Source organism: Paenibacillus sp. FSL P2-0173, from assembly GCF_038008045.1.
GTDB classification, from domain to species: Bacteria; Bacillota; Bacilli; order Paenibacillales; family Paenibacillaceae; genus Paenibacillus; species Paenibacillus polymyxa_B.
In genome coordinates, this window is record NZ_JBBOYK010000002.1 from 620,415 (window position 1) to 644,571 (window position 24,157).

Sequence of the window (24,157 nt, forward strand, 5' to 3'; positions counted from 1 at the left end):
GTGCTTAGCGGTTTTTTTAGGTTCATGTTTAACTCTCTTTCTCTTTACAAAATACCTCTTTGGCAACCTGAATAGCTGAGGCTGCCCGGGGCCATCCTACATAAAAGGCAAGCTGTGTAATGACCTCAACCAGTTCTTCCTCCGAAATCCCGTTCTCCTTGGCCAGTTTCAGGTGATAAGGGAGTTGATTTACATGCTCACCCGCTACCAATGCGGAGACGGTGATGAGACTCCGTTCTCTGAGAGATAGCTCACTTCTTCTCCATACATCTCCAAAAAGAACATCCTCCGTATAACCTACAAAAGCGGGAGCAAAATCACCGATGGTTTCTCGAACACTCGATTTGATCAATTTATGCTTCATACAATCATCTGGGCAAGTCCGTTGCCAAAGGACCAATCCTCTAATTCAGTCTCTACCAGTGTTACAAATACATCCTCCGGTCTAACCTTACATTCAATAGATAAGAGTTCCGCTAACTTTTGGTAGAAACTCTTTTTTTGTTCCGTAGTTCTACCCGTTCCCATTGTAATTTGAATATACAGCAGCTTATCTGTTCTGGGTACATTCAAATAATCGGGACTATAATAAAACTCGCTTTGCTTATGAGCATGAAAAACCTGAAAGTAATCTTTTTCCGGAACCTGAAAATGTTCGATCAAAGCGTTCATGATACAGCGGCTAATCCAAGGCAGCTCTTGCTCTGTGTATTGCTGCTCCATGTATCCAACTCGTACAAATGGCATGCTCATCTCTCCTATCCGTTGGGATAAGATAATTGTACTCCCCTTACTTTCATCTGTATAATTGAAAATAATCATAAATATATTCAATTTCACCGATGGAGATGAGCATGCGTGGATCTGAAAGAATTAACTACATTTCGTACCATAATCGAAGAAGGAACGTTTTCAAAAGCTGCTGCCAAATTAAACTACGCTCAGTCTACAGTCACGAGCCAAATCCAGAGGCTAGAGAAAGAGCTGGGATTTCAGCTTTTTAAAAGGGGTTGGGATGCGGAGTTAACGTCCCCAGGCAAACTATATGCCGAGGAGATAGACGGGCTTATTCAGCATTGGAATTTTGTAATGGACCAGGCGAAGTCTCTGAAAAAGGAGGAGATTGGCACGCTTCATATCGGTGTGATTGAAACGGTGGCGGCTACCGTACTGCCCTTGGTTCTACAGCAGTTTCGAGAGCATAAACCGAATATTACGTGCCATTTTACAGTTGGAAACACGGATGCACTCGCAAATGCTTTGGTGGACGGTAAGCTGGATTTTGCAATCTCTGGGGAACCTCACTCGATTCCTTCCTTACACTTTGAACCCATATATCACGAACACATCGCCTTTATTGTGTCCCGTAATCACCCTTTTGCGGTAAAAAGTGAGCTTCATCTCGAATATCTGTACGAGTACCCGCTTATCGTCGGAGGTAAGAACTGCTTGTACCATATACGACTGGAAAAAGAACTTTCCCGCTTCCCGTCGATGCCGTTTTTTTATACTGTCAGTCAAATCTCGTCGATCCCCACATTTGTAAAAACGATTCCTTCAGTTGGAGTGGTTCTATCGTCAATGCCTTTGCGGGAGGAGCTGGTCACCGTCCCCCTCCAGTTAATAGACCCGAATATTCCTATTGGACTATTACAAAACAACCATCACCAGCAGTATATGTCTTCGGCCCGAAAGCTGTTTATACAGCTGGTTAAGGAGCTTTGTAGGCTATAGCTCCAATGCAATAACTACTAATAAGCTATATAGGCAAAACCGACACCTTTGCATAAAGAAAAAGCCGCCAAACACTCAGAAACCTGGTGTTTAGCGGCTTTACTATTTTGAAGGCCTAAGGAAATGTGACCCTCTTTTTATTTTTTCACTCCTGTGATACCCGTTATTTCGCTTCGAGCGGTTTTTTCCACAATCCCAGAATGAGCGCGGAAATCACGGAACCAATCGCCACTGCAAGCAAGAACAACAAAGCATGATTGGCAAGAGCTGCTACAAAAATTCCGCCATGTGGAGCTGGAAGATTGATTTGCCAGAACTGCGTCAGACCACCAGCAATCGCTGAACCTACAATACAAGAGGTCAGGACACGCAGAGGATCAGCAGCTGCGAATGGAATGGCTCCTTCCGTAATGAAGGACAATCCAAGTACATAGTTCGTCAAGCCAGACTTGCGCTCTTGCTCAGTAAACTTATTTTTGAAGAACGTCGAAGCTAATGCGATCGCCAACGGAGGTACCATACCACCTGCCATAACAGCCGCCATCATAGCTCCGTTCGTGTTACCACTGGAAGTAAAGACACCGATCGAAAATGCGTAAGCTGCTTTGTTAAAAGGTCCACCCATGTCGATCGACATCATTCCGCCCAGAATCAGACCCAAAATAACTGCATTACCTGTTCCCAAATTGTTCAGAACATTGACAAGCCACGTATTAATACCACCGAAAATCGGATCGAACAGGTAGAACATAATCGCGCCTGAAATTAGGAGTCCAAATACAGGGTATAACAAGATTGGTTTTAAACCATCCAGCGCTTTCGGCAGACCTGCAAAAGCTTTACGCAGGAAGATCACCACATAACCAGCCATGAAACCAGCTGCCAGACCGCCAAGGAAACCTGCATTAGAGTTTACAGCCATCAGACCCCCAACCATACCTGGCATCAGTGCCGGGCGGTCTCCAATGCTCATCGCGATAAATCCGGCCAGTATCGGAATCAGGAAGTGGAACGCACCTGTTCCACCGCCAATTGTCTGCAACAGTTGGAACAATACATTGTCTTCTCCTGCCACTTGTTCAATCAAGAAGGAAATTGCTAACAAAATCCCCCCGCCTACAACGAATGGCAGCATATGAGAAATACCGTTCATTAAATCCTTGTAGATTTTGCTGCCCACGCTGCTCTTCTCCGCTTTCGACTCTTCAGCACTGCCTTTACCTTCACTACGATAAATTGGGGCATCGCCATTCAGCGCTTTGCGGATCAGTTCCTCAGATTTACGGATACCGTCGCTTACCGGTCTTTGCAATACAGGTTTACCGTCAAATCTGGCCATTTCAACCTTCTTGTCAGCTGCAACGATTACACCTTTGGCACGGCGAATTTCATCCGCTGTCAGTACGTTTTGTGCGCCTTCCGAGCCGTTCGTCTCTACACGGATATTTACACCCATTTCTTTCGCTTTCTTAATGAGAGCATCTTCTGCCATAAACGTGTGTGCAATGCCTGTAGGACAAGCGGTCACTGCAACCACAAATTCGTCAGAATTCGGATTGCCAACGATAACGTCTGGCGTTTGCTGTGCTTTGGCATCCTCTTTCTTAGCCTCTTTTGCTTTCTTGGCAGCTTCTTCTTCCGCCTGCTTGGTATCAAACAGCATAGATACTTCATCCGGTGTTTGCGTTTTCATAAGGCTCCCGATAAAATCGGTATCAATCAACAGCCGGGAAAGGGCAGCCAATGTGCGAAGATGCGTATTTGCTGCTCCCTCCGGAGCCGCAATCATAAAGAATACTTTCGCCGGCTCACCGTCCAACGATTCGAATTCTACGCCTTTACTGCTTTTGGCGAAAACGACGGTCGCTTCATTCACGGCTTTGGTCTTGGCATGCGGCATCGCAATGCCGCCGCCAATTCCAGTGCTGGATTCTGCTTCGCGTTTGTAAATCATTTCTTTAAACAACGCCCGGTCATTAATACGTCCACTTGCTTCGAGACTAGCGATGAGCTCCTCAATCGCCTCGTCTTTTGTCGTCGCCTGCAGGTCCATGATCATCGTTTCTTTAATCATCAGGTCTGTTATTCTCATTTTTCACACTCTCCTAAGTTCGATCAGCGTGTTGACACACGCATAATAAGCTCATGATGCAGCTGGATTACTGTTTTGAAATCGTGACTTGCGGCCGTAATTGTTCAATCTTCTCTCTAGTAGCCAGATCATCGGAGAACGCAGTTGCGCTTCCGGATGCCACCCCTGCACGGAATGCTTCGATCGGATCGCCATGAAGAGCCAGCGTACCCACGAATCCAGCAATCATTGAATCACCTGCGCCTACAGAATTTTTCACCGTTCCTGCTGGTACATTTGCGTGATACACTTCATCTGCCGTAATGAACAAAGCCCCTTCTCCTGCCATGGAAATCAGTACATTTTTTGCACCTGCTTCCAGCAGCTTACGACCGTAAGTGACGATCTCCTCCTTTGAATGAATAGTTACGCCAAACAACTCAGCCAGCTCATGGTGATTCGGCTTGATGAGCAGCGGTTTATGAACCAGTGCCTTCATCAGCGCCTCACCTGTGGTGTCGATGACGAATTCAGCTCCAGTTTGCTGGCATACGCTAATCAGCCGATCATAGAAGTCTCCTCCAAGTGACGGCGGGATACTTCCCGACAAGACGACAATGTCATTTTTCTGGAGTCCCGCCAGCTTTTGCACCAACGCATCGGCCTCTTGCTCACGAATCGCAGGTCCCAAACCGTTAATTTCCGTTTCATCGCCATGCTTGAGCTTAATGTTAATCCGTGTGTCATCTTCGATAATTACAAAATCAGTTTTAATGGATTCTTCCCGCAATGTATCGTCGATAAACCTGCCTGTGAATCCTCCGAGAAAACCAATCGCCGTGCTATCTGCTCCCAACTGGTTCAGTACACGTGATACATTAATTCCCTTACCACCTGGCAGTTTTAAATCACGTTTCATCCGGTTCAAATCACCAAGCTTCAAATCATCAACTTCCACGATATAATCAATGGAAGGGTTCAGCGTTACTGTATATATCATTGTTATCCCTCGATTATCTTAGTTTTCTGAGCGATGGATCGGCGTGACCGTTCTGGCATCGATTCGGTAATAAGTATAGCTTCCTTGAGCTCGAACAGTTTGGCGAAGGTTACTTCTCCAATTTTGCTGGAATCGGCTAACACATACGTTTTGCCAGACAGCTGGTGGGCACGCCGCTTGATCAGCGCCTCTTCGGGATCAGGAGTTGTATACCCCATTTCCATATCCACCCCGTTCGTTCCTAGAAAGCACTTGTCGAATCGAAAATTGTCCAAATTTTGTAGGGCAATACTCCCGATTACGGCTTTGGTATGAATTTTCATCATCCCTCCCAGTAGATAGCTTCTGATTCTTTTGCTTACCAGTGCTTCTACGTGGGATAGTCCATTCGTCACGACCGTCACGTCTTTAGCTTCAATGTAAGGAATCATCGCCATCGTTGTTGTTCCCGCATCCAGATAAATACATTCGCCATCCAAAATTTCTTTGGCTGCTATACGGGCCACTGCATTTTTTTCTTGAACGTTTTTGAATGTTTTTTCTTCCATGCCAGGTTCCTGACTTTTCTGATTCAGCAAGGTTGCCCCGCCATGAATCCGCTTGAGCAACTGACGGCCCTCAAGATCTATCAAATCACGCCGAATCGTTGACTCAGAAGCTCCCAACAGATCAGCCAATTCTTGCAACTTTACAACACCACATTCTTGTAAGCGCTGTATTATTAACTTGTATCTTTCTTCCGTCAGCATCATCATTCCCCCAACTGTTCATATCGTACCACAAACTTGACAAAAAACAATCATTTTTCTTCAAAAAGATTCAAAAAAATTCATTTCTAATTCATTTTTTTACAAAATGGTGAATTCCTGCTCCAATCATTATGATTGCGTTTACATTTTAAAGAAAATCCATCTACTTTTATGTAAATTCATTCTTCTTACATAGGAATTCAGCAGTAAACGTTCAAAAACGTTCTAAGGCTTCCATCAGTACTATTTTACCATTATGCGCACAATTCGTTCCCACCTTCTCTACTCAGAAAAAAGCTAAACACGAGGACTGATCCCCTTTGTGTTTAGCCAATCGAGACGCTTAGCGTTCAGCCCTTAACGATTCCAATGACGAAACCGTCATACCCCTTGCTCCCCACGGTTTGGATAGCTGTAGCTGTAATTCTTGATTCTTCAGCCAGCATATCATAAAACTTTCTTACTCCCTGCACCCGAGGGTCTGTGCTATAAGCTTGAATTACTTCTCCTTCACGGATAACATTATCACCGATAATAACGGTGCCAGGATGCGAGAAGCGAAGTGCCCCCGCCCCCCCCAAGTCACCCTAAACTTCACAGGGCTGCATGAGGCGATTACCGCGGTTATTGCCGGATATGGTGCCAACTTTGTGTCCTCACTGGTCGTGCGTGAATATGTAGAACGCGGCGAGCTGTGCCGGGTATATGTAGAAGACATCCAGCTTCTCAATTCAATCGCCATCTGTACCCGCAAGAACGAACCCCTATCTACCGCTACCCTAAATCTCATTCAGCTCATACGTAACCATTCCTGATGAGCATTAGGCATCTGTGTACACTAGCGCTGTATTTTAAAATAACAAGAGCCATGACTGCGTGCATACCGCATTCATGGCTCACCTCGTTATGATAAATATTCACCCTCAATAATCTTCTCCAGATAATCTTGCGGCTGTGCAAGAAACTCGGCAAAGCTGCACACATCCGCATATTCCTGATGCTCCTCGTCATAATAACCCAGGCACTTCTGCTTCGGATTCCACACCAATATAATATCCGAGTAATTATCTACTTTTAGAGACAGACGCAACAGCTTTTGCCGACCCACCTTCATCTCAACCGTATCTATGAATGAGAAGAACTCAACAAATTGAATATCAAGATCATTTTCTGACAGGTCCACACGGAGCTGATCCCCCGTCAGAAAGGCTATAAGATCCTTCGGAAGCTTGTAGCTTTTTAAAGCATGTCGTTTATTTTCCAGATTATGTAATGCTGGAGGCTCTACAGACTTTAAATACTCACCCATTTCTACGTTTTTATTACTTAGTGCAATTGTATATGCCCGTTCTCCATCTTTTTCTGCCAGCGTCACATCAGCGCCTTGCTGAACCAAATACTTCACCATCGCAAAATCATTGTTGCGTGCCGCCACTGTCAAAGGCGTGGCTTTATAAGGATATACCATATTAGGGGCATTGAAATTAATATCTACGCCATGTTCCAATAGTAATGCTACTGTTTTCAGGTCATGCTTACTAACTGCGTTGCGGAGTGTTGCTCCAGCATGCTGCTTCATATCGAGGCCCAGCTCATGGATAAGCAGCATATTGCTTTTGTTACCGTAGTAGGCTTGCTCATAGGCACCGGATTTGACATGATTTTTCCCGTCCAGCTTGGCGCCATGGGCGACCACATAACGGACAATCTCTTCGGTACCATAGCGAACAGCCGTCAGGAATGCGGGATTATCCTTCACATTAAGTTGAACCCCCTCATCGACCAGTAGCTTCAAGACTTCCATTTGCTCAGTGATGAGTGTAATATCCAATGGACTTAATGTCGTATATTTGCTGAGTACGATCCCTTGTTCTATATCCCAGCCTTCGGTCAGCGCTTGGCGTAAAGCGGATATATTGCCTTGAACGATATGCATCGCTCTCTCAGGAAGGACCTCGAAATTGCCTACATCTTTTAATTTAATCATCGTTATTCCCTCGCTCTTTATGTATCTACTATCAAACATGCATATCTATTTTATACCAACCTCCCCTTTACATAAATCCGACAGATTCCCCAAAATTCATTATTCACTCTAGCGCAAACAAGTGAGTAATAGAGGTCAAAATACCTCAGAGAAGCTATAATTGTATTATGATTCTGTATACCCTGTGCAACGAAAAGGAGAACATATGAATAGCATTCAATACCTGTCCCAATTTAATTTGCTTCATAGTCTCTCATTAGAAGATTTAATTGAAATGGACCAAATGACCTCCATTACGACTATAGCGAAAAAAACCTTTATACAAACCCCAGAAACCTTTTCCGAGGGACTTTATTTTGTGAAAAAGGGAAAAGTACGTCTGTATAAGCTAAACGCTGACGGAAAGCAATTTACTTTGGATATCCTCAGCGAAGGAAATGTATTTGGTGAAATGGATATGATTTCACTAGGAACAAGGGATATGTATATAGAAACGATAGAAGAATGCGATATCTGCCGGATGGACAAAGACCGATTCGAGCATTTTTTAATAGAACATCCCCGGTTCATGATGAACATGATCAAGGTGTTAAGTGACCGAATCTCAGGAATGAGCAGTCTGGCCCAGCATTTAGCTTTGGGAAATTTACAGGATAAAATTTTGTATGTTCTTCTGAAATTGTCCGATCAGTTCGCCCTCCAAAGCCGTGAAGAGTATTGCAAAATCAATTTTCCTCTCTCCCATCAGGAAATTGCGAATCTGGTCGGGGCTACCCGTGAGGCTGTAACAACTGCTCTTCAGGAGCTTGTCAAAGAAAAGGTCATTAAAACCGGCTTTAAGGCGATTTACATCCATCGCGAAAAGCTAATGAAGTTGTAAACTACATTACATCTATACTCCTACCCAAAAAAGTATCGTATACCTATCAGACAATTTACGATATGGAGTGAATGAAATGTTACACCGAAAAGGGGCCCGCAAAGGGTCAGATATTCCTAATGATGTGCTTCAGCTGCTACAGCAGGGGCGGCTTGAGACGGTGAATCTCACCGAATGGCTGGCTGTCGATCATGTTGTACTATTGCAAAATACTCTTGATGAATTTGGCTTGCAGCGATCATCCGATGTCTTCATGACCGAATTGAATCAGCTGAAGGAAAAGAAGATCATGAAAATGATACCTGCAATCGCGCGAGCGTGGCTTCATGTGTTTGAGCAACAAGCGATAGAAGAACGTATTCGCATCTTTGATGCGATGGCCTCCCATCTTTCAGACAGTATTCGCTGCTGGGCTGCCTACATCATCGGGATTGATCCCCGTTTAAGTGTAAAGGAAAAATTGGCTGGCATTCGCCCCTTTACAGCCGATTCCCATTTCGGAGTACGTGAAATAGCCTGGATGGCCGTGAGAGAATCCATATCCTTGCAACTGCTTGAAGGGCTTGCCCTGTTAGACAGTTGGGTGCGAGATGAGGATGCTAACATACGTCGTTTTGCCATTGAATTAACCCGACCGCAAGGCGTTTGGGCCAAGCACATCCCTGAACTAAAAGAACATCCCGAGCTGGCTCTTCCTCTCTTGGAGGCTGTTCAGTCCGATCCGGCCAAATATGTCCAGGACTCCGTTGGTAATTGGTTGAATGACGCCAGCAAAACCAACCCAGAATGGGTTTTTCAAGTTTGTAATGCATGGCTGATGATTTCGGATACCAAAGAAACGAAGCGAATAGTAACCCGGGCCCAAAGAAGCTTGAACAAAGAGAAATAATTGGAAGACTCCTCCCCCATCCAATCCATATCTAGAATATTCACATAAACTATAATATTTATCTGGAATATTAGGAATGGAGGAATTCCTATGTCTATTATTCGAATCTATCTGGAAGCAGACAGTATCGTATCTGGAAACATTGCTATTACAACAAGTATCAATGTCACTCCAGTGGTTAATCGTTACACAGCTATTGTCGTGCTTGGTAATATATTAGGTGGAGTGACCACTATCCCGGCACAAAATTTCACAAATGATAGTGGTACTTCAGTCGCGGCAAACAGTCTTGTTGTTCCGACCAGTAGCGGATACTACAATGTATTTGTAAATGGGACGTTGCAGCGAGGCGGCTTAACAACGCTTTCTGCTACAAATCTAATTATAAATACAGGCCTGATTGTTGGTGCAACAGTAGTCGTTGAGGTTGTTAATTTCAACTCTAGTGCTTCCTCAACCTCTGTCAACAATGTCACAGTAACGACTACCATAAGCGACTGAGTGAATGCCTTCGTAAAATTACTATAAAAAACCGCCAAACACAGGGTTTATCCTCGTCTTTAGCGGTTTATTTCTCTTTGAACCTCGAATATTTAAATCTTGAAGTTCTCTACAAGCACCTGAAGCTTCTCGGCCAGTGATGAGAGGAGCGCTGCGGAGGATTCCACTTCTTGCATGGCAGCAAGCTGTTGCTCCGAAGAGGCGGACAGGGACTCTGCCCCTTTAACCGTATGGTTAGAGACCATTACGGTATTCTGAATGGCTTCAACGAGCTCTTCAGAGATCAGCGCCAGATCCCGAACTGTGGCTGATATTTGCTCGCTTTGGGAAGACATGTCGGAGATGGAGACTTCAATCTCGGAGAAGGAGCGCCCGGCTGATATGATCAACTCCTTGCCCTGCATCATTTCGTTCGTGGAACGCTTCATAGTTTCTCCTGCCTTGTCCATTTGGGCGATAATCAGACTGATCAGTTCGCTGATTTGTGTGGCAGAATTGGCAGAACGTTCGGCCAATTTGCGGACAGAGCCAGCGACAACGGCAAAGCCCTGACCTTCTTCTCCGGCGCGCGCAGCTTCTATCGCTGCATTCAAAGACAGCAAGTTGGTCTCCTCGGCGATGCTGGCAATGGTGCCGACAATGTTCTCAATCTCCTTGGAGTGGCTGCCAAGCGTATGAATAATGCTTGAGAGATCGCCGATGCTTTCGCTGACAACTCCCATTTGGGAGGTGGTGGAATCCATTGATTCCCGGCCAAGGCGTGCTTTCTGGACATTATCCGCGGCCTTGTTCATTGCGATGTCCGCATTGCCAGCAATATCGCTGATGAAGCGGGACATATCCTGAATAGCTTTATAGCTTCCTTCCAGGTTTTGCAGTTGGGTATGCGCCCCATCTGCCAACTCAATCGTAACATTCACGCTATGCTCTCCAGCACGGTTCGTTGCCTGTGCGCTGGCAGACAGCTCTTGAGAGGAAGAAGCGACCAGCATAGAGGTGTCATTGACCTGAGTAATCAGGTTGCGCAGGTTCATTGTCATATCGTTGAAGTCGCGGGCCAGCGTCCCGATTTCATCCTTGTTTTTGAAGAGAAGCGGTTCATGGGTAAGGTCGCCCTTGGTAATGGTGTTCACAGAGGCTGACAGCTTGGTAAGCGGACTTACCATATGGCGAATCAACAGGTAAACAACAAGGATAGCCACGATGAAAATGGAGCCGCCAATAATAAAGGGCTGAACAATAATATCCAACGTCCGTTCCTGAATTAACGAGCCGTCAAAATTGATGGCCATCAGTGCAACAATGGGCTTGGTGGGATCATGGTCCTGATAAATGGGGCCGTATCCAGTTTTGAGCGAGGTTCCTTCATATGTATAAACCTTGGAATATGCTGAATGTTTCATGGTAGTTATCATTTCTTTGTCTTCGTCTGTAAAGTAGAAAGAATCGCCAGCTTGATAGCCTCTTTGCTTAAAGTTGGCATCGGCGGCCAAAATTTTTCCATCCAAAGAGATAATAAAAGCCTCCTTAAAAATAGGCTTATGGGCTACAATCCAGCCGATCCGGTCTTCAATGGCAGCAAGTTTGCTGTTATCTCCACTGACCAAAGCCGATATATCCGCAGGATCTATAAGGCCAGTCGTAATATTGGCGCAACCCACCAGCTCGATTCCAGCAGCTTCATCCACTTGATGGTAAGCGGTACGATATCCGAAGTATCCAATGGAGGAGCCTACGAGAAGCAATATGATGAGCATCATCCAAGTTAATTTTGTTGCCAGCTTCATTATTTGAACCACCAATCCTGACTCTAATAAATTTTTGTGACAATCCGTTTTCACTGCTACGATTATAGCCTATCAACACTTACTATAATATGGCATTCCAGTGTCGGAAGATGTCGTTTTTTGTGAGAATAGTCACTGTTTTTTGTAAACGAGGATGTTGCAGCGAACGGCAGTCATTAATGGCGTGGTGACGACTACAATAAGCGACTGAGGTGAGTGCCTCTGTTGAATTACGACAAAAAAACTGCTAAACACAGAGGTTTACCCTCGTTTTAGCAGTTTTTTTGTCTATGAATCAAGTGTTTCATCGGTAACGTATTTTCGATTTTTATAGCTGTATTCAGCTTTATTTCTTGTGGGCTAATAAGAGATTAACTATGGTATCCAATTGAAGCTCCAATGAATAAGGATCTTCCATCACAAACTCATCCCCTTTATCGCTAAATGAACCGTACATATAAACCTGTCCTTTTTTTACAGCCGGAAGGCCTTTCCATAGCTCACTATGCAGAATCTGATTAGCCCCTTCATCTTCTGAACCGTATACAAAGATGTGATCTCCCATATACTCGGGTAAAACTTCAAGCGAAATATTTTCAAATCCTTCTTTCATGTTCAATGCCTTTTTGGTAGGTGGCAGCTTTAGCATCTGATAAATGGTCGGACTTCCGTAATTGCCGCCTTTTGCTGCCAAAACATATATCGATTTATTGGCGACTTGTACAATTGAAACCGTCTCTCCGTCTTTAACGATACCTTGAATTTTCGTTCTGGCCTCTGCAGCTTTCTTCTCATATTCAGTAATCCACTGCTCGGCTTCTTTCTGCTTGCCAAAGATTTCGCTAATTCTGCGGAATTTATCCAGCGGTCCCGCTGTAGATTCGCCTTCCCAATACGGCAGGAACACAGTCGTTCCTACCTTTTGGTAGCTGTCGATGTTCTTTTCGATTGAACCGATAATTAAATCCGGTTGCAGAACGGTCAGTTCCTCCAAATCCATAGGAAATTCACCGAGATCCTTGATTCCGGCCAATTTCTCTTTGGGATATCCCGATTGATCAATCCAAGCCTCATTCAGCATAAAGCTTCTGACCCCCACCGGAATAATCCCCAGCTTCAAAAGATGACCCATATACTGATCCGATGCCACTCGTTTCGGGTTTGCAGGTACTTCCACATCGCCTTTTAATGTCTTAACCGTTCTTGTCTGTGCTTGCACTGCCGCTTGTCCATCGCTGTTGGATGATGTCGCTGTATGATTAGCCTTCGTTTGCGAGCTTCCATTTGTATTCGTCGGAGCCGAGCAAGCTCCCAGCATCAATGATAAACACAGCATAATCATCATGGCCGTTATTTTGACTCTTCCGTGCATAAACAAATCTCCTTCCGCGTTATACCGATATTGATAATCAATATCAGTATAACGTGCGAAAGATGTCCGCTGAAGGGCATATTTAAGCATCGTTTGGGGCATATCCTGATCTTGCTTCTGAGCATGATGCTCCCGTTCCTTTTTGAATCGTACGGGAGATAGTCCCTTATATTTCTTGAAGCTGCGACTTAAAGAATGGGCATCTGGATATCCCACACGCTCTGCGATCTCCTGCAAAGTGGCGTCTGTCTGCATTAGCAGTTCTGCCGCTCGATCTGCTCTTACTTGGCCCAAGTAATGAATCGGACTGGTATGCATTTTATTTTTGAACAACCTGGATAAATGTCCAATACTGCATTCTAGCTCCTCTGCAATGGACTCAAGTGCCATAGGCCGACTAAAATGCTCACGAATATAGGCTACAGCCTGCGATACCAGGTCGGGCTTAAGAGGCTCAATGCCCTGCCGATACAACTGCTGCATCAACTCATATACAAATTGTTGAAATAAGGCTTTGACATGCAGTTTGCCAAGTCCGGAATCTTCACGCCATTCTTGCTCCAACAGCTTCACTTTATCGTACAGGGGCAGTGGGTAATGAGGTGCGAAAGCATACTGGTTCTGAAAAGGATTTTCCTTTTCCAGCAATTGTGCAATCTCTTTGCGGCTAGGCAGGGCCAACGTTGCCTTGTACAAAATGATGTAATATTCAAGCACCTCTTCCGCCAGGATACTCAGGCACATTCCTTTTCCGCCATGCAGTACATGGAAACGCTCTACCCTGTGAATACTGTTATCCAACCGTACCCGTGCGTTTCCACGAACGGTATACAAGAACGCACTGGCAGGAAGTCGATAGGTTCGTAGCTCCTCCACTTCTTCGATCTTCTTATGACGAACATCCATCACCTGTATAAAAACATGATTCCACAGCAAAATGTGATCATTCAACTTCATTGCTTTTGTTCAGCCCCCGATCCAAACCATCCACGTACCTGCTCAAACTCATATTCAAACTATAATATATTATAGTTGATAATTATTCTCACAGGCAATGAAGTGATTTCATACGGAGCCTCTACTTTGGACGGTCCATTTTTCTGACCGCATTCTCCGCAGCCTCCATGATTACTTCTCCCAATGTAGGATGGGGATGAATGGTTAGAGCTAAGTCTTCTACGGTTGCTCCCATCTCGATAGCCAGAGCAAGCTCGGAAATGAGTGTTGAAGCTTCGACGCCGACGATTTGCGCCCCCAGTACGATCCCCGACCCCTGCTTTGCTACGATTTTGATGTACCCCTCTGCTGCCCTTAGCGCCAATGCTCTGCCGTTAATTGCAAAGGAAGCTCTGCCAATGACAATCGGTAAGGCTTTTTCCTTTGCTTCTGTTTCACTTAGGCCAACACTAGCCAGCTCTGGTTCAGAAAAGACAACCAGCGGCATGGCTTTATAATCCACTTTAGCAGCTTGACCTGCAATCGCTTCTGCCGCAATCTTCGCTTCATAGGAAGCCTTATGGGCAAGGGCTGGACCCTCCGTAATATCTCCAATGGCAAAAATATGCGGAATAGCCGTTCTACACTGCTCGTCTGTCTCGATCAACCCCCTGCTCGTCAGTGGCAAGCCAATGTGCTCCAATCCTAATCTGCCATCCGTATTCGGTTTTCTGCCTACAGTAACTAATACAAACTCAGCGGTGACATGATGCTGCTCTTGATCTTTTGAATAATGCAGCGTAATAGTATCCGTATTATGCACGACTTTTTCGGCTATCGCCCCAGTTACGATGCTTGCACCATCTGTTTTCAATTGCTTAACAACAGGGGCCACAAGGTCCGTCTCAAATCCCGGCAGCACCCGTTCCCCTCCCTCCAGAATCATTACCTTTGTTCCAAATTTGGCATACATTTGTCCAAGCTCAACGCCAATATATCCACCACCTATCACGATCAGGCTGGACGGAACCGCTGGAAGCGAAAGCGCCTCTGTAGAGGACAAAATACGTCCGCCAAACGGAAATGCTTTCAGCTCGATTGGACGGGAGCCGGTTGCCAATATGGCATACTTAAAGGATATCGTTTGTTCCGCTCCATTTTGATTGATGATGGCTGTATGCCCATCAACCAAACTCGCCTCCCCTTCCAGAATGCTCACACCTGCCGTTTTCATTAAAAAGCCAACTCCGCCTGCCTGCTTATTCACAATCCCCTGTTTGAAAGCCTGAGCATTCACGAATGACATCGCTGCATCTGCCTGATTTACCTGCCTGAGTATCTCATAGCGATGTGCTTCGGCAATCAAAGCTTTGGATGGAATGCAGCCCACATTCGTGCACACTCCACCTAGCTGACTGCGTTCAACAATCGCCGTTTTCATTCCAAGCTGAGAAGAACGCAATGCTGCCACATAACCTCCTGGCCCTGATCCAATGACCAGTGTTTCTACAGATTCAAGCTTGCTCATAACTAATACCTCCTGTTAAAATGGCATGATTTAAAATATGATGATTATAATATATTATAGTCATCATATTTTAAAAGCGTCAATAGTCTTGATCAGCCTTTCTGAAGTTGTCGTTATAGGAAGACAAATTGACACGTTTTATTATGATGATTATAATATTTTGAAGTTAGCATTATAAACCCGTGGAGTGATTACAATGCCTTATCCAAAAGGCCATAAGATGAAAGTGCGGAGTAAGATCGTTGAAAGTGCTGCCCAAGCTTTCCGTGCCAACGGTATTCAAGATGTAAGTGTGCCCTTTATTATGAAAGGGGCAGGATTAACTCACGGCGGGTTTTATTCACACTTTGATAACAAAGAACAGCTAGTCGCCGAAGCCTGTCGCTATGCCGTCAGTGATACCCTCGCACTGCTTCAGGAGGCCGTTGACCAAGAAAAGCAAGATCCTAAAATTAATGTTGTCATCGATTACTATTTAAGCACCCATCACCGTGATCGAACAGAAATAGGCTGTATTATTCCTGCCCTTTCCGTAGAAATAGCCCGTTCTTCCGAAGAAATCCGGCAGATATTCACGCAGGAGTTGGAAAGAATGATTACGTTTATCTCCAATTTGGGGGGAATGGATCAGTCCAAGGGCAGTGCATTGTTCAGTAGTATGGTTGGTTCTCTTGTGCTTGCACGTTCTGTTAATGATCCTAAACTGAGTGACAGCCTTCTCTCGGCAGGCAAACAGTATGCCAAAGCGCTGGTTAATAGTTGAATGTAAGTATGTTTTACGTATGCAAAAAATCCGCTAAACACCAAGAAATCCTTGATGTTTAGCGGATTTTTCCTAAGAATCTAAACTCAAAACGGAGGTAACGATTTGTCAGAGATTCGAAGTCTCCACCTGCCAAATCTCCGTTATGTTCCAAATCGTTTGCGGTACCCGCATTTTCGGCATAACTCTTCTACCGCTTCTCTCTTAGAGAACCCGAAGTACAGACGGTTTGCACGCTCCCCTTCCACAATGTCGGAAAAAGATTGTTCATGCACGTTACCTAAATTTATGACACCTTCTCCATCCAGACAGCAAGGGACCACCGTTCCATCCACCAATACCGCCGCTTGGCTACGGAGTGCATGGCAAAAGCCTTTTCCGTCATCTTCCGGGGCGCTGAGGCTCGGCCATTCAAATTCATGGTCTTGATTCAAATAAACGTTTGGTGCGATTTTGACCCCACTGCCCGGTATCACCTTTTCCTCAATCCGATAGTCCAGTCCAAATTCTTGCTCCAGTCGTTCAAGTGTTTCCCGGTTGCGCTGACGCTGCACATTAGTCAAATTATCTTCAGTCAAGTTCCAGAGACGGAACGAAATAATGACATTGTGTTTCACCGCTTCTCTTACAAACGTGAAAATATTACCCAAATACCCTTCTCGATCCACGGAGCCTTCATGCCCGTCAAAACTGTGGAGAGAGAAGTTCATCTGACGCAGCGCTGGTTGCCCAAGCAGCTTATGTCCGGTCTTCGGCAGCAAGGTACCATTGGTGGTTATATTGACCTTCAAGCCTTTCTCATGAGCACTTTCCAGCAAAAGATCAATTTTCGGATGGAGCAACGGCTCTCCTTTTACATGCAAATAGATGTAATCCGTATGTGGTTTGACCTGATCAAGCACATTTCGAAAGACTTCCGGATCAATAAATTTTTTGACACGCTGTGTTTGAGGACAAAAACTGCATGCGAGATTGCAAATGCTCGTTATCTCAATGTATACCTTTTTAAAAGTTTTCAACATGATTTCCCCATTCTAACCTTCATCCGGAGCATCTTGTTTATGCTCACTAATCTTATGATTATAACGGGTTATCACCGACAGGTAAACTCTCCAGTCTCCCCCTTGGTGTGGGCATCAAATGCTCGACACATACGCCTATCCAAGATTTGATTTGATATTTTCTATTGACCCTAGGTCTGACCTAAGGTTTATAGTGGAGTTATTCAACTATCAGTAAGGAGTCCTGTCATTGAAAGAACACATTACGATCAGCCAGCTTGCTCAGCTCATGAATGTATCTGTACATCAACTGCGTTATTTTGAAGAAAAGGGAGTCCTGTATCCATCACATACAGAAGAAAATCAATATCGAATGTACGGGCTTCATGAGATTTATCAGCTTTCGCATATTTTATTATTACGCAAATTAAATGTCCCTGTCGATCAGATTCAAGAATGTATGACTTCCTATGCTGCCGATGACTATAACCAGCTTTTAGAGCATTCGTTGCAGAAGGTACAGGCCGAAATAGCTAACTTGAAGATGCATGAACAGTTTATTCACAAAGTGTTAGAAGAACATAATAATCGGACCCAGCAGGACGATGAGTATCAGGTCAAACGATTAGGTCCCCGTCATTTAAAGCTATGGTTTGCATTGGAGAATGGTCAAGAGCTCACTGCCGGTAACCTATTTGAACACCGCCCTGCCCCACCTCGATTATTTGAAAATGACCTGCATTACTTGTCTGATGCTGGACAGGCGAAGCTATGTTATGAAACGGCGGATGTGGCTGACTATATTCTGGAAGAGGGCAACTATCTTTATAAGCATCTTTCCGTCATTGAAGAACCAGAGATTGATTATGAAATTAAACAAATGGAACGATATGTAGCTCATCACCAATATAACTGCCAAAGCAAGATTGTTCTAGTAGAAAAATCTTATCTTTCGATGTTCGACAACAACAAGCTGCAATACGAAATTCAGGTTAAAGTAGAATAAATCTTGGAGGGCGTTAAATGAGTGCAAAATCCTTTGACATTGTTGCATACCAGAAACAAGACCATGAAGCTGTTTGCAGTCTTTTAGTCGAATCGTTTAAAGCAAAATTCCAATCTCTTGTTACACTGGAGGAGCAAGATATACAGAAGTTGTTAATGCAGGTTTGGGTTCAAAATCCTTATTCTTCATCTATGAAACAATTTGTAGCCAAAGAGAACGAAGATGTTGTCGGTGTTCTTTCCCTCAAATGGAAGGCCCCCTCCTCTTCACTTCCTGAAACAAATCCCATTTCTTTAGCTCCGCTCCTAAAACAGTTTGGTTGCTTCAATGTATTTAAATTTTTGACAGGTATGCATGCGCTGGAGTATACCCCCGCTGCAAATGAGTGTTACATTGATCATTTGGCGATTCGTTCAAGTCATCGTAACCAGGGAATAGGACGCCGTCTTCTAGCTTTCGCACAGCAATTTACGGTTGAATCTGGGTTTCATGCATTGACGCTTCATGTAGCGCATAAGAACCAAGGGGCTATCCGTTTGTATCACAAACTGGCGTTTGAAGTAGAACAATCCAAGTATAATGGGTTACGGCATTTTTGGTTCAAGGAGCCTGTATGGTATCTGATGAGTTGGAAAGAGAACCTGCATTCGAGGAGAGAGCATCGTTGAAAAAAACATTCAAGCTTACTTTTGGTATTGCGGCAGCTCTGGCTGTTGCCTTGATACTAATTGTTCTATATCAAAATTCCTACAAGATGACAGAAGAAAAAATACAAATTAAGACACCTAAAGGGCTGTTAACAGGTACATTAGCTTTGCCTAAGAACTACTCGGGAAAGGTTGGATTGGTTGTTTTTGTCCATGGGGATGGTCCTATTAATGACACATATGATGATGGATACAAACCACTGTGGGAAAAGTTCGCTTCCAAGGGTTATGCCTCCCTGTCACTGAATAAGCCCGGTATTAACAGCGCTCCTGGCAATTGGCTCGACCAAAGCATGGAGGACCGCGCACAGGAGATCCGATATGCAATAGACTGGGCAAGAAGCTTACCGATGATTGATAAGCAAAAAATCGGCCTATGGGGAGCCAGTCAAGCAGGATGGGTCATTCCGAAGATCGTTAAAGAGGAGCATGATATTGCATTCAGCATCCTTGTATCGCCTGCCGTGAACTGGATTTCCCAAGGACAATTTAATACCAGAAAAGAAATGGAACAAGAAGGAGCTACTCCGCAAGAAATTCAAAAGACATTGAACTACGATCAAGAAGTTCTACAGTTACTGAAAAAACATGCTTCTTATGAAGAATATCTAGGCATAGCCGATCCTGACGATATGATTTCCAAAGAAAGATGGAGCTTTATAGGCAAAAATTTTCTGTCTGATTCCACCGAAGAATTAAGTCACTTCCATTCTCCTGTACTCTTGGTTCTGGCTGGCAAAGATATTAATGTTGATGTAAAGGGTACCGAGCGAGTCTATCGCCAGAAAATACCTCCAGAACTGCTGTCCGTGATTCATTTACCTGAAGCCGACCATTCCATGATGGATGAAAAAATCGCGCGTTCAAAATCTCTAACTTTCTTAACAGCCGTATTCGCCCCAAGAAAATTGGTGAATGGTGAGTATCTCAAATCCCTTTCCGATTATGTCAGTCAGCGTTAAACAATGATGTTCTTTTTTGCCATACTTCTTTTGATATGCTAATGAAAAAATGCTAATGAAAACCCCATAACTGTTCTCGGTTAGACTGGGAATAGATCTATAAACAACAAAAAAACGGCATCTCTGCCGTTTTTTCTAAAAGGATGGACTCTCAGGGACTCGAACCCTGGACCAATTGATTAAGAGTCAACTGCTCTACCAACTGAGCTAAGAGTCCATAATAAAAGTTTGGTGGAGCCTAGGGGGATCGAACCCCTGACCTCATCGCTGCCAGCGATGCGCTCTCCCAGCTGAGCTAAGGCCCCATCATAAGTAAGTTAATCAACGTTTCAAGCGACTTCTATATCATATAAAATTTTTATTCCTGTGTCAATACTTTTATAAAAAAAATATAATCATCTTCCCACCTTGACCCAAGAAAGATACAGTCAGCGATCAGTCGCTGGCTGTATCTTTGGATAACAATGTTTTCAGTTCCTTCATAAACATATTGATGTCTTTAAACTGACGATAGACGGACGCAAAACGTACGTAGGCGACTTCATCCACTGGGTAAAGCTGTTCCATGACCAGCTCCCCGATCTGCTGACTATCGACTTCTGTGGCTGCTGTGTTGCGGATAGCGTTCTCCACCTGGGATACGATCATATCCAATTGCTCGACGGATACTGGGCGCTTCTCACAGGCTCGAATGAGACCGCGCAGCATTTTATCACGACTAAACTCTTCACGGCTGCCGTCTTTTTTGATGACCATGAGTGGGGTTTCCTCCACCATTTCAAAGGTGGTAAAACGCCTGGCACACTGCTCACATTCACGGCGGCGACGGATGGACTTGTTATCATTCGCAGGTCGCGAATCCAACACTTTCGTGCCATTGTAGGCACAATACGGACATTTCATAATCTCACCACTTTCTTTTTCCAATAAATTCCCGAAGATTTTTAGTAATAATTTTGTCAAAACGGATCATAATATGTTTACCACATCGCGAGGAGGTGAACAACAATGGCACAAGGAAACAATGGCAACTCCAACAATCTGGTAGTCAGCAGATCCTCCGGCGCTCTGGAGCAAATGAAATATGAGATCGCTCAAGAGCTGGGTATCAGCATTCCTCAAGATGGATACCAAGGTAACATGACTTCCTATGAGAACGGTTCGATCGGGGGCTACATCACAAAACGCCTCGTAACGATCGCCGAACAACAATTGGCAGGTCAATACCAATAATCGCGGTAATAATGCAGAAATAACAAGAAAAAGTGTATGGACGGGCTGCTAAAAACAGCCTGTCCTGCGCTTTTTTTCATTTTAAAGCGAAAAGGCTCATCATGTCATTAACTTGTCTTTTAAAAATCATTATAAATTTTCGTGTATTGCCTGTAGTAATAAATGACCCGCTGTACATAATGTCGTGTCTCACCAAAAGGGATTTGCTTAATGGACTCTTCTTTTCCATCCCACACTCCCTTATCGAGCCACTCTTGAACTTTACCCGGCCCTGCATTGTAAGCAGCTACGATTGCTACAGGATTATCCTGAAACTTCATGGATAGGTTATGCAAATACCAGGTTCCCAGCTCTATATTGGTACCAGGCTCGTGCTTGACACTGTCTAGCGGAACCTTTTGAATCTGGGCGCTGTCCATAATCCAATTTGCTGTATTCGGCATAATCTGCATCAACCCCAGTGCACCCTTATGCGATTGCTTACTGGTTTTAAAATTGGTTTCTACGCGGATAATAGACGCCACCAAAAATGGGTCCACTTCATACGTTTGTGAATACTGCCGAATCTCATCCTTATATTGAATCGGATAGAACCAGGACATCCAATTTGAATTGAGGAACAGAATCAGGATAAACCCGACAAACAAAGTGAGCAGGACTCTTTTCTTTCGCAAAATATTCATGCAAGTCCCTTCCGCTGCCAAAATTGATCAATTTGTCGTTTCGTCTCAGACTGTGTTCCGCTATTATCGATAACGATATCGGCCAAGTTTTTCTTTTGTTCAATATCCATTTGTGCGGACAGCCGAAGTCCAGCTTGTTCCTCCGTCAGACCGTCTCTGAGCATCAGACGCTGGAGCTGAATATCACGTGGTACGTACACAACCATAATTTCCTCGTACAAGCTCTCCAGCCCGGACTCGTACATTAACGGGATATCTGCCAAAACAAGCTTGTCCGGCTGTTCCCGTTCATATGCTTCCATACGCAGTCGCATTTCCTCACGAATAGCAGGATGTGTAATATCGTTAAGTGCCTGCCGCTGGGCAGGGTCTCCGAATACAATCTCACCCAGTTTTTTGCGGTGCAGGGTTCCGTCACTGTTCACTATAGCTTGTCCAAAATGCTGTATGACCGCCGCCAGCACCGGATGCCCCGGAAGCATCACTTCCCGGGCAATGGCATCTGCGTCGATCAGCAGCGCACCTTTGGCGACCAAAAGAGCCGACACGGTGCTTTTTCCGGTAGCAATACCTCCGGTTAATCCGATATTCATGCTCTTTCACCTCATAACAGCTTCAATATGCCCATCATAATCAGTAATAATGCCGGCAATACACCCAGCGCCTTCATAAATCGAAATGCTGATAGAAAGAAGCCTGCCTTCATCCCTGCAATCAAAAATGTTCCACTGAATAACGTAATAGCCAGCGCAGTAGACAGTGGCTGAAAACCAAGCATAGCTGCCCCTAATCCCGCTCCGAACGCATCGACCGATAATGCAATACCCAGCCAAACCGCTTCGGTAGCAGATATACTGCCAGAACGGTCCATATCCGCAGCAGACGGGCTTCGAAGAATCCGAATAACAAGTCCCCATTTGCGGAACTCCAGAGAAAATAGCGTTCGCTCCTGCTGCTCTACAGAAGCTTCTGCCGACAGATCTTTTCTTGAGCTAAGGAAAGACTCTGTATCAGTATCCTCTATACTCTTCTTCTCTCCAAGAACAGATCTGCTCACTGGATCAGTCTGTTCTGTAAGAAGCAGCCCCCGAGAGGCCTCCGCTGAATCCTCTAGCGAATCCTCTTTGCGGTGCAGAGCTTGAAACAAAGAGTAACAGCCGATACAGATCAGGATGACAGCGCCGAAAACGGTCGTATATACAGGAGACAGGACACGAGATAGTAATGCGCCCAATTGCATGGATATGCCAATCACCAAACCTGAACATACGGAGATGATAGCAATCGACAACAGTGGAATTTTCATTTTGCGCAGACCATATGTAACACCGACTCCGAAACTGTCCAAACTTAGCGCAAATGCCAGTAACAGCAGGGCTCCCCAATGATTAGCCACTCCAATTCCCTCCCATTGCGAAGGCAGGGCCTTATAACAACCGAAACCCTCCGCAGTATTGGTACTTGGAACAATATATGAGAGGGATGGGCTTGGGGTGACTGTGCCTGTTTAGCGCAGAGGCTGGCAGACCGGACAATGATGTGTGCCACGTCCGGCTACGACAGATTTTTCGATCAATGTGCCACAGTTAATGCAAGGCTTCGCGTTACGTCCATAGATTTGCAATTGATGCTGGAAGTCGCCCGTTTTGCCCTGTCCATTAACGAACGATTTAATGGACGAGCCTCCAACCTGAATCGACGCACCCAGCGTGGAGACAATAGCTTCATGCAAGACATGAAATTGGCTATCCGTTAGGCTTTTGGCTGGCTGTGCTGGATGAATCCCCGCCTTAAACAACGATTCATCTACATAAATATTCCCAATGCCCACCACATATGACTGGTTTAACAGCGCTGCCTTGATCGAAGTCGAACGAGTTCCAACAGCGACACGCAGCATTTCGGGTGTAAAGGCCTCGTCCATCGGTTCCAAACCAAGCTTGTTCAGCGGCTTTTCCAGCAAATCCTGTCCTGCCGGAAATAAGTGCATCGTGCCAAACTGGCGCACATCCTGATAACGCAGCTCCGTACCATCTTTAAAATGAAAGATGACATGGGTATGCTTTTCCACAGGATCATGTTGCGAATACAATCCATATCGCCCTTCCATTCGAAGATGGGAGACCAACACCAGCCCGTCCAGCAAAATCCGCAGAAACTTTCCGCGTCTCTCCACCCCTGTAATCCGGTGATCGGCCAATTCCATCGCAAAAGCATGGATATCATCGGGCCGTTGAATGATCCGCGGTAAATTCACGGTGACATGATCTATATGTTTATCAACGATAAGCTCGTTTAGCGTTCGTTTAATTGTTTCTACTTCCGGTAATTCCGGCATGATGTCTTCACCTCACCCTATATTATAACG

24 protein-coding genes, 2 tRNA genes and 2 pseudogenes are annotated in these 24,157 nt (G+C 44.8%); 10 read left to right on the forward strand and 18 right to left on the reverse strand.

The window, feature by feature from the left end:
* Positions 1-28: 28 nt before the first annotated feature.
* Together MKX30_RS13090 and MKX30_RS13095 are read right to left on the reverse strand one after the other, a co-directional pair.
* Complete coding sequence (locus MKX30_RS13090; RefSeq protein ID WP_023987946.1) at positions 29-364, reverse strand: carboxymuconolactone decarboxylase family protein; 336 nt, start codon at positions 362-364, stop codon at positions 29-31.
* Entirely contained in the window at positions 361-747 is a 387-nt protein-coding gene (locus tag MKX30_RS13095) for a tautomerase family protein (protein ID WP_023987945.1), read from the reverse strand. Before MKX30_RS13095 ends, MKX30_RS13090 begins: the two co-directional genes overlap by 4 nt.
* A gap of 111 nt (positions 748-858) precedes the next feature.
* Between MKX30_RS13095 and MKX30_RS13100 the strand changes: the two genes are divergently transcribed.
* Positions 859-1,734, forward strand: a complete 876-nt coding sequence (locus tag MKX30_RS13100; RefSeq protein ID WP_023987944.1) for a LysR family transcriptional regulator — start codon at positions 859-861, stop codon at positions 1,732-1,734.
* Positions 1,735-1,897: 163 nt separating this feature from the next.
* Here the strand turns inward: MKX30_RS13100 and MKX30_RS13105 are convergent, their stop codons facing one another.
* From MKX30_RS13105 to MKX30_RS13120, 4 genes and pseudogenes are all read right to left on the reverse strand, one after another.
* Positions 1,898-3,826, reverse strand: coding sequence for a PTS fructose transporter subunit IIABC (locus tag MKX30_RS13105; protein ID WP_341062889.1), 1,929 nt, complete (start codon positions 3,824-3,826; stop codon positions 1,898-1,900).
* 67 nt (positions 3,827-3,893) lie between these two features.
* On the reverse strand, positions 3,894-4,805 hold the full coding sequence (gene pfkB / locus MKX30_RS13110; RefSeq protein WP_338533435.1) for a 1-phosphofructokinase: 912 nt from the start codon (positions 4,803-4,805) through the stop codon (positions 3,894-3,896).
* A 2-nt stretch (positions 4,806-4,807) separates the two neighbouring features.
* Positions 4,808-5,554 (reverse strand): DeoR/GlpR family DNA-binding transcription regulator, encoded by a 747-nt coding sequence (locus tag MKX30_RS13115; protein ID WP_023987941.1) that lies wholly within the window; start codon positions 5,552-5,554, stop codon positions 4,808-4,810.
* 350 nt (positions 5,555-5,904) lie between these two features.
* A pseudogene (locus MKX30_RS13120) lies at positions 5,905-6,120 on the reverse strand (methyltransferase); the annotation flags it as partial.
* A gap of 9 nt (positions 6,121-6,129) precedes the next feature.
* Between MKX30_RS13120 and MKX30_RS13125 the strand changes: the two are divergent.
* A pseudogene (locus tag MKX30_RS13125) lies at positions 6,130-6,369 on the forward strand (LysR substrate-binding domain-containing protein); the annotation flags it as partial.
* A gap of 89 nt (positions 6,370-6,458) precedes the next feature.
* Here the strand turns inward: MKX30_RS13125 and MKX30_RS13130 are convergent.
* Positions 6,459-7,541: an ankyrin repeat domain-containing protein gene (locus MKX30_RS13130; RefSeq protein ID WP_341062891.1), complete on the reverse strand. Its 1,083-nt coding sequence runs from the start codon at positions 7,539-7,541 to the stop codon at positions 6,459-6,461.
* Between the two features lie 205 nt (positions 7,542-7,746).
* Between MKX30_RS13130 and MKX30_RS13135 the strand changes: the two genes are divergently transcribed.
* The 3 genes from MKX30_RS13135 to MKX30_RS13145 all read left to right on the forward strand — a co-directional run bounded on the left by MKX30_RS13135 (position 7,747) and on the right by MKX30_RS13145 (position 9,811).
* Positions 7,747-8,421, forward strand: coding sequence for a Crp/Fnr family transcriptional regulator (locus MKX30_RS13135; protein WP_341062892.1), 675 nt, complete (start codon positions 7,747-7,749; stop codon positions 8,419-8,421).
* A 76-nt stretch (positions 8,422-8,497) separates the two neighbouring features.
* The gene (locus tag MKX30_RS13140) at positions 8,498-9,310 is read left to right on the forward strand and encodes a DNA alkylation repair protein (protein WP_341062893.1); all 813 of its coding nucleotides are present in this window, start codon (positions 8,498-8,500) and stop codon (positions 9,308-9,310) included.
* Positions 9,311-9,400: 90 nt separating this feature from the next.
* Entirely contained in the window at positions 9,401-9,811 is a 411-nt protein-coding gene (locus MKX30_RS13145) for a DUF4183 domain-containing protein (RefSeq protein ID WP_023987937.1), read from the forward strand.
* Positions 9,812-9,903: 92 nt separating this feature from the next.
* On the opposite strand, the gene MKX30_RS13150 is transcribed toward MKX30_RS13145, so the two are convergent.
* The 3 genes from MKX30_RS13150 to lpdA all read right to left on the reverse strand — a co-directional run bounded on the left by MKX30_RS13150 (position 9,904) and on the right by lpdA (position 15,434).
* Positions 9,904-11,598 carry a methyl-accepting chemotaxis protein gene (locus MKX30_RS13150; RefSeq protein WP_053325106.1) on the reverse strand — a complete coding sequence of 565 codons (1,695 nt, stop codon included), beginning with the start codon at positions 11,596-11,598 and terminating at the stop codon, positions 9,904-9,906.
* Between the two features lie 346 nt (positions 11,599-11,944).
* Positions 11,945-13,927 carry an AraC family transcriptional regulator gene (locus MKX30_RS13155; protein ID WP_341062894.1) on the reverse strand — a complete coding sequence of 661 codons (1,983 nt, stop codon included), beginning with the start codon at positions 13,925-13,927 and terminating at the stop codon, positions 11,945-11,947.
* 121 nt (positions 13,928-14,048) lie between these two features.
* Positions 14,049-15,434 carry a dihydrolipoyl dehydrogenase gene (gene lpdA / locus MKX30_RS13160; RefSeq protein ID WP_053325104.1) on the reverse strand — a complete coding sequence of 462 codons (1,386 nt, stop codon included), beginning with the start codon at positions 15,432-15,434 and terminating at the stop codon, positions 14,049-14,051.
* Positions 15,435-15,630: 196 nt separating this feature from the next.
* Between lpdA and MKX30_RS13165 the strand changes: the two genes are divergently transcribed.
* Entirely contained in the window at positions 15,631-16,197 is a 567-nt protein-coding gene (locus tag MKX30_RS13165) for a TetR/AcrR family transcriptional regulator (RefSeq protein ID WP_023987933.1), read from the forward strand.
* A gap of 143 nt (positions 16,198-16,340) precedes the next feature.
* Here the strand turns inward: MKX30_RS13165 and MKX30_RS13170 are convergent, their stop codons facing one another.
* Positions 16,341-17,219, reverse strand: a complete 879-nt coding sequence (locus MKX30_RS13170) for a radical SAM/SPASM domain-containing protein (protein ID WP_025719701.1) — start codon at positions 17,217-17,219, stop codon at positions 16,341-16,343.
* 229 nt (positions 17,220-17,448) lie between these two features.
* On the opposite strand from MKX30_RS13170, the gene MKX30_RS13175 reads away from it, so the two are divergent.
* Genes MKX30_RS13175 through MKX30_RS13185 form a run of 3 tightly spaced genes read left to right on the forward strand, consistent with a single transcriptional unit; the run spans position 17,449 to position 19,873 of the window.
* Positions 17,449-18,204: a helix-turn-helix domain-containing protein gene (locus tag MKX30_RS13175; protein ID WP_028542888.1), complete on the forward strand. Its 756-nt coding sequence runs from the start codon at positions 17,449-17,451 to the stop codon at positions 18,202-18,204.
* A gap of 17 nt (positions 18,205-18,221) precedes the next feature.
* Positions 18,222-18,872, forward strand: a complete 651-nt coding sequence (locus tag MKX30_RS13180) for a GNAT family N-acetyltransferase (RefSeq protein ID WP_104411499.1) — start codon at positions 18,222-18,224, stop codon at positions 18,870-18,872.
* Positions 18,869-19,873 carry an alpha/beta hydrolase family protein gene (locus tag MKX30_RS13185; RefSeq protein ID WP_341062895.1) on the forward strand — a complete coding sequence of 335 codons (1,005 nt, stop codon included), beginning with the start codon at positions 18,869-18,871 and terminating at the stop codon, positions 19,871-19,873. Before MKX30_RS13180 ends, MKX30_RS13185 begins: the two co-directional genes overlap by 4 nt.
* 144 nt (positions 19,874-20,017) lie before the next feature.
* On the opposite strand, the gene MKX30_RS13190 is transcribed toward MKX30_RS13185, so the two are convergent.
* From MKX30_RS13190 to nrdR, 3 genes are all read right to left on the reverse strand, one after another.
* A tRNA-Lys gene (locus MKX30_RS13190) sits at positions 20,018-20,090 on the reverse strand.
* A 12-nt stretch (positions 20,091-20,102) separates the two neighbouring features.
* A tRNA-Ala gene (locus tag MKX30_RS13195) sits at positions 20,103-20,178 on the reverse strand.
* Positions 20,179-20,308: 130 nt separating this feature from the next.
* The gene (gene nrdR / locus MKX30_RS13200; RefSeq protein WP_013309614.1) at positions 20,309-20,776 is read right to left on the reverse strand and encodes a transcriptional regulator NrdR; all 468 of its coding nucleotides are present in this window, start codon (positions 20,774-20,776) and stop codon (positions 20,309-20,311) included.
* A 105-nt stretch (positions 20,777-20,881) separates the two neighbouring features.
* Between nrdR and MKX30_RS13205 the strand changes: the two genes are divergently transcribed.
* Positions 20,882-21,106, forward strand: a complete 225-nt coding sequence (locus tag MKX30_RS13205; protein ID WP_013309613.1) for an alpha/beta-type small acid-soluble spore protein — start codon at positions 20,882-20,884, stop codon at positions 21,104-21,106.
* Positions 21,107-21,225: 119 nt separating this feature from the next.
* Here MKX30_RS13205 and MKX30_RS13210 read toward each other — a convergent pair whose 3' ends face one another.
* The 4 genes from MKX30_RS13210 to mutM form a co-directional block, all read right to left on the reverse strand.
* Positions 21,226-21,789, reverse strand: a complete 564-nt coding sequence (locus MKX30_RS13210; RefSeq protein ID WP_341062896.1) for a lytic transglycosylase domain-containing protein — start codon at positions 21,787-21,789, stop codon at positions 21,226-21,228.
* Positions 21,786-22,382, reverse strand: coding sequence for a dephospho-CoA kinase (gene coaE / locus MKX30_RS13215; protein WP_023987927.1), 597 nt, complete (start codon positions 22,380-22,382; stop codon positions 21,786-21,788). Before coaE ends, MKX30_RS13210 begins: the two co-directional genes overlap by 4 nt.
* An 11-nt stretch (positions 22,383-22,393) precedes the next feature.
* Positions 22,394-23,185, reverse strand: a complete 792-nt coding sequence (locus tag MKX30_RS13220; protein WP_341062897.1) for an MntP/YtaF family protein — start codon at positions 23,183-23,185, stop codon at positions 22,394-22,396.
* A 111-nt stretch (positions 23,186-23,296) separates the two neighbouring features.
* Positions 23,297-24,127, reverse strand: coding sequence for a DNA-formamidopyrimidine glycosylase (gene mutM, locus MKX30_RS13225; RefSeq protein WP_023987925.1), 831 nt, complete (start codon positions 24,125-24,127; stop codon positions 23,297-23,299).
* Positions 24,128-24,157: the final 30 nt, after the last annotated feature.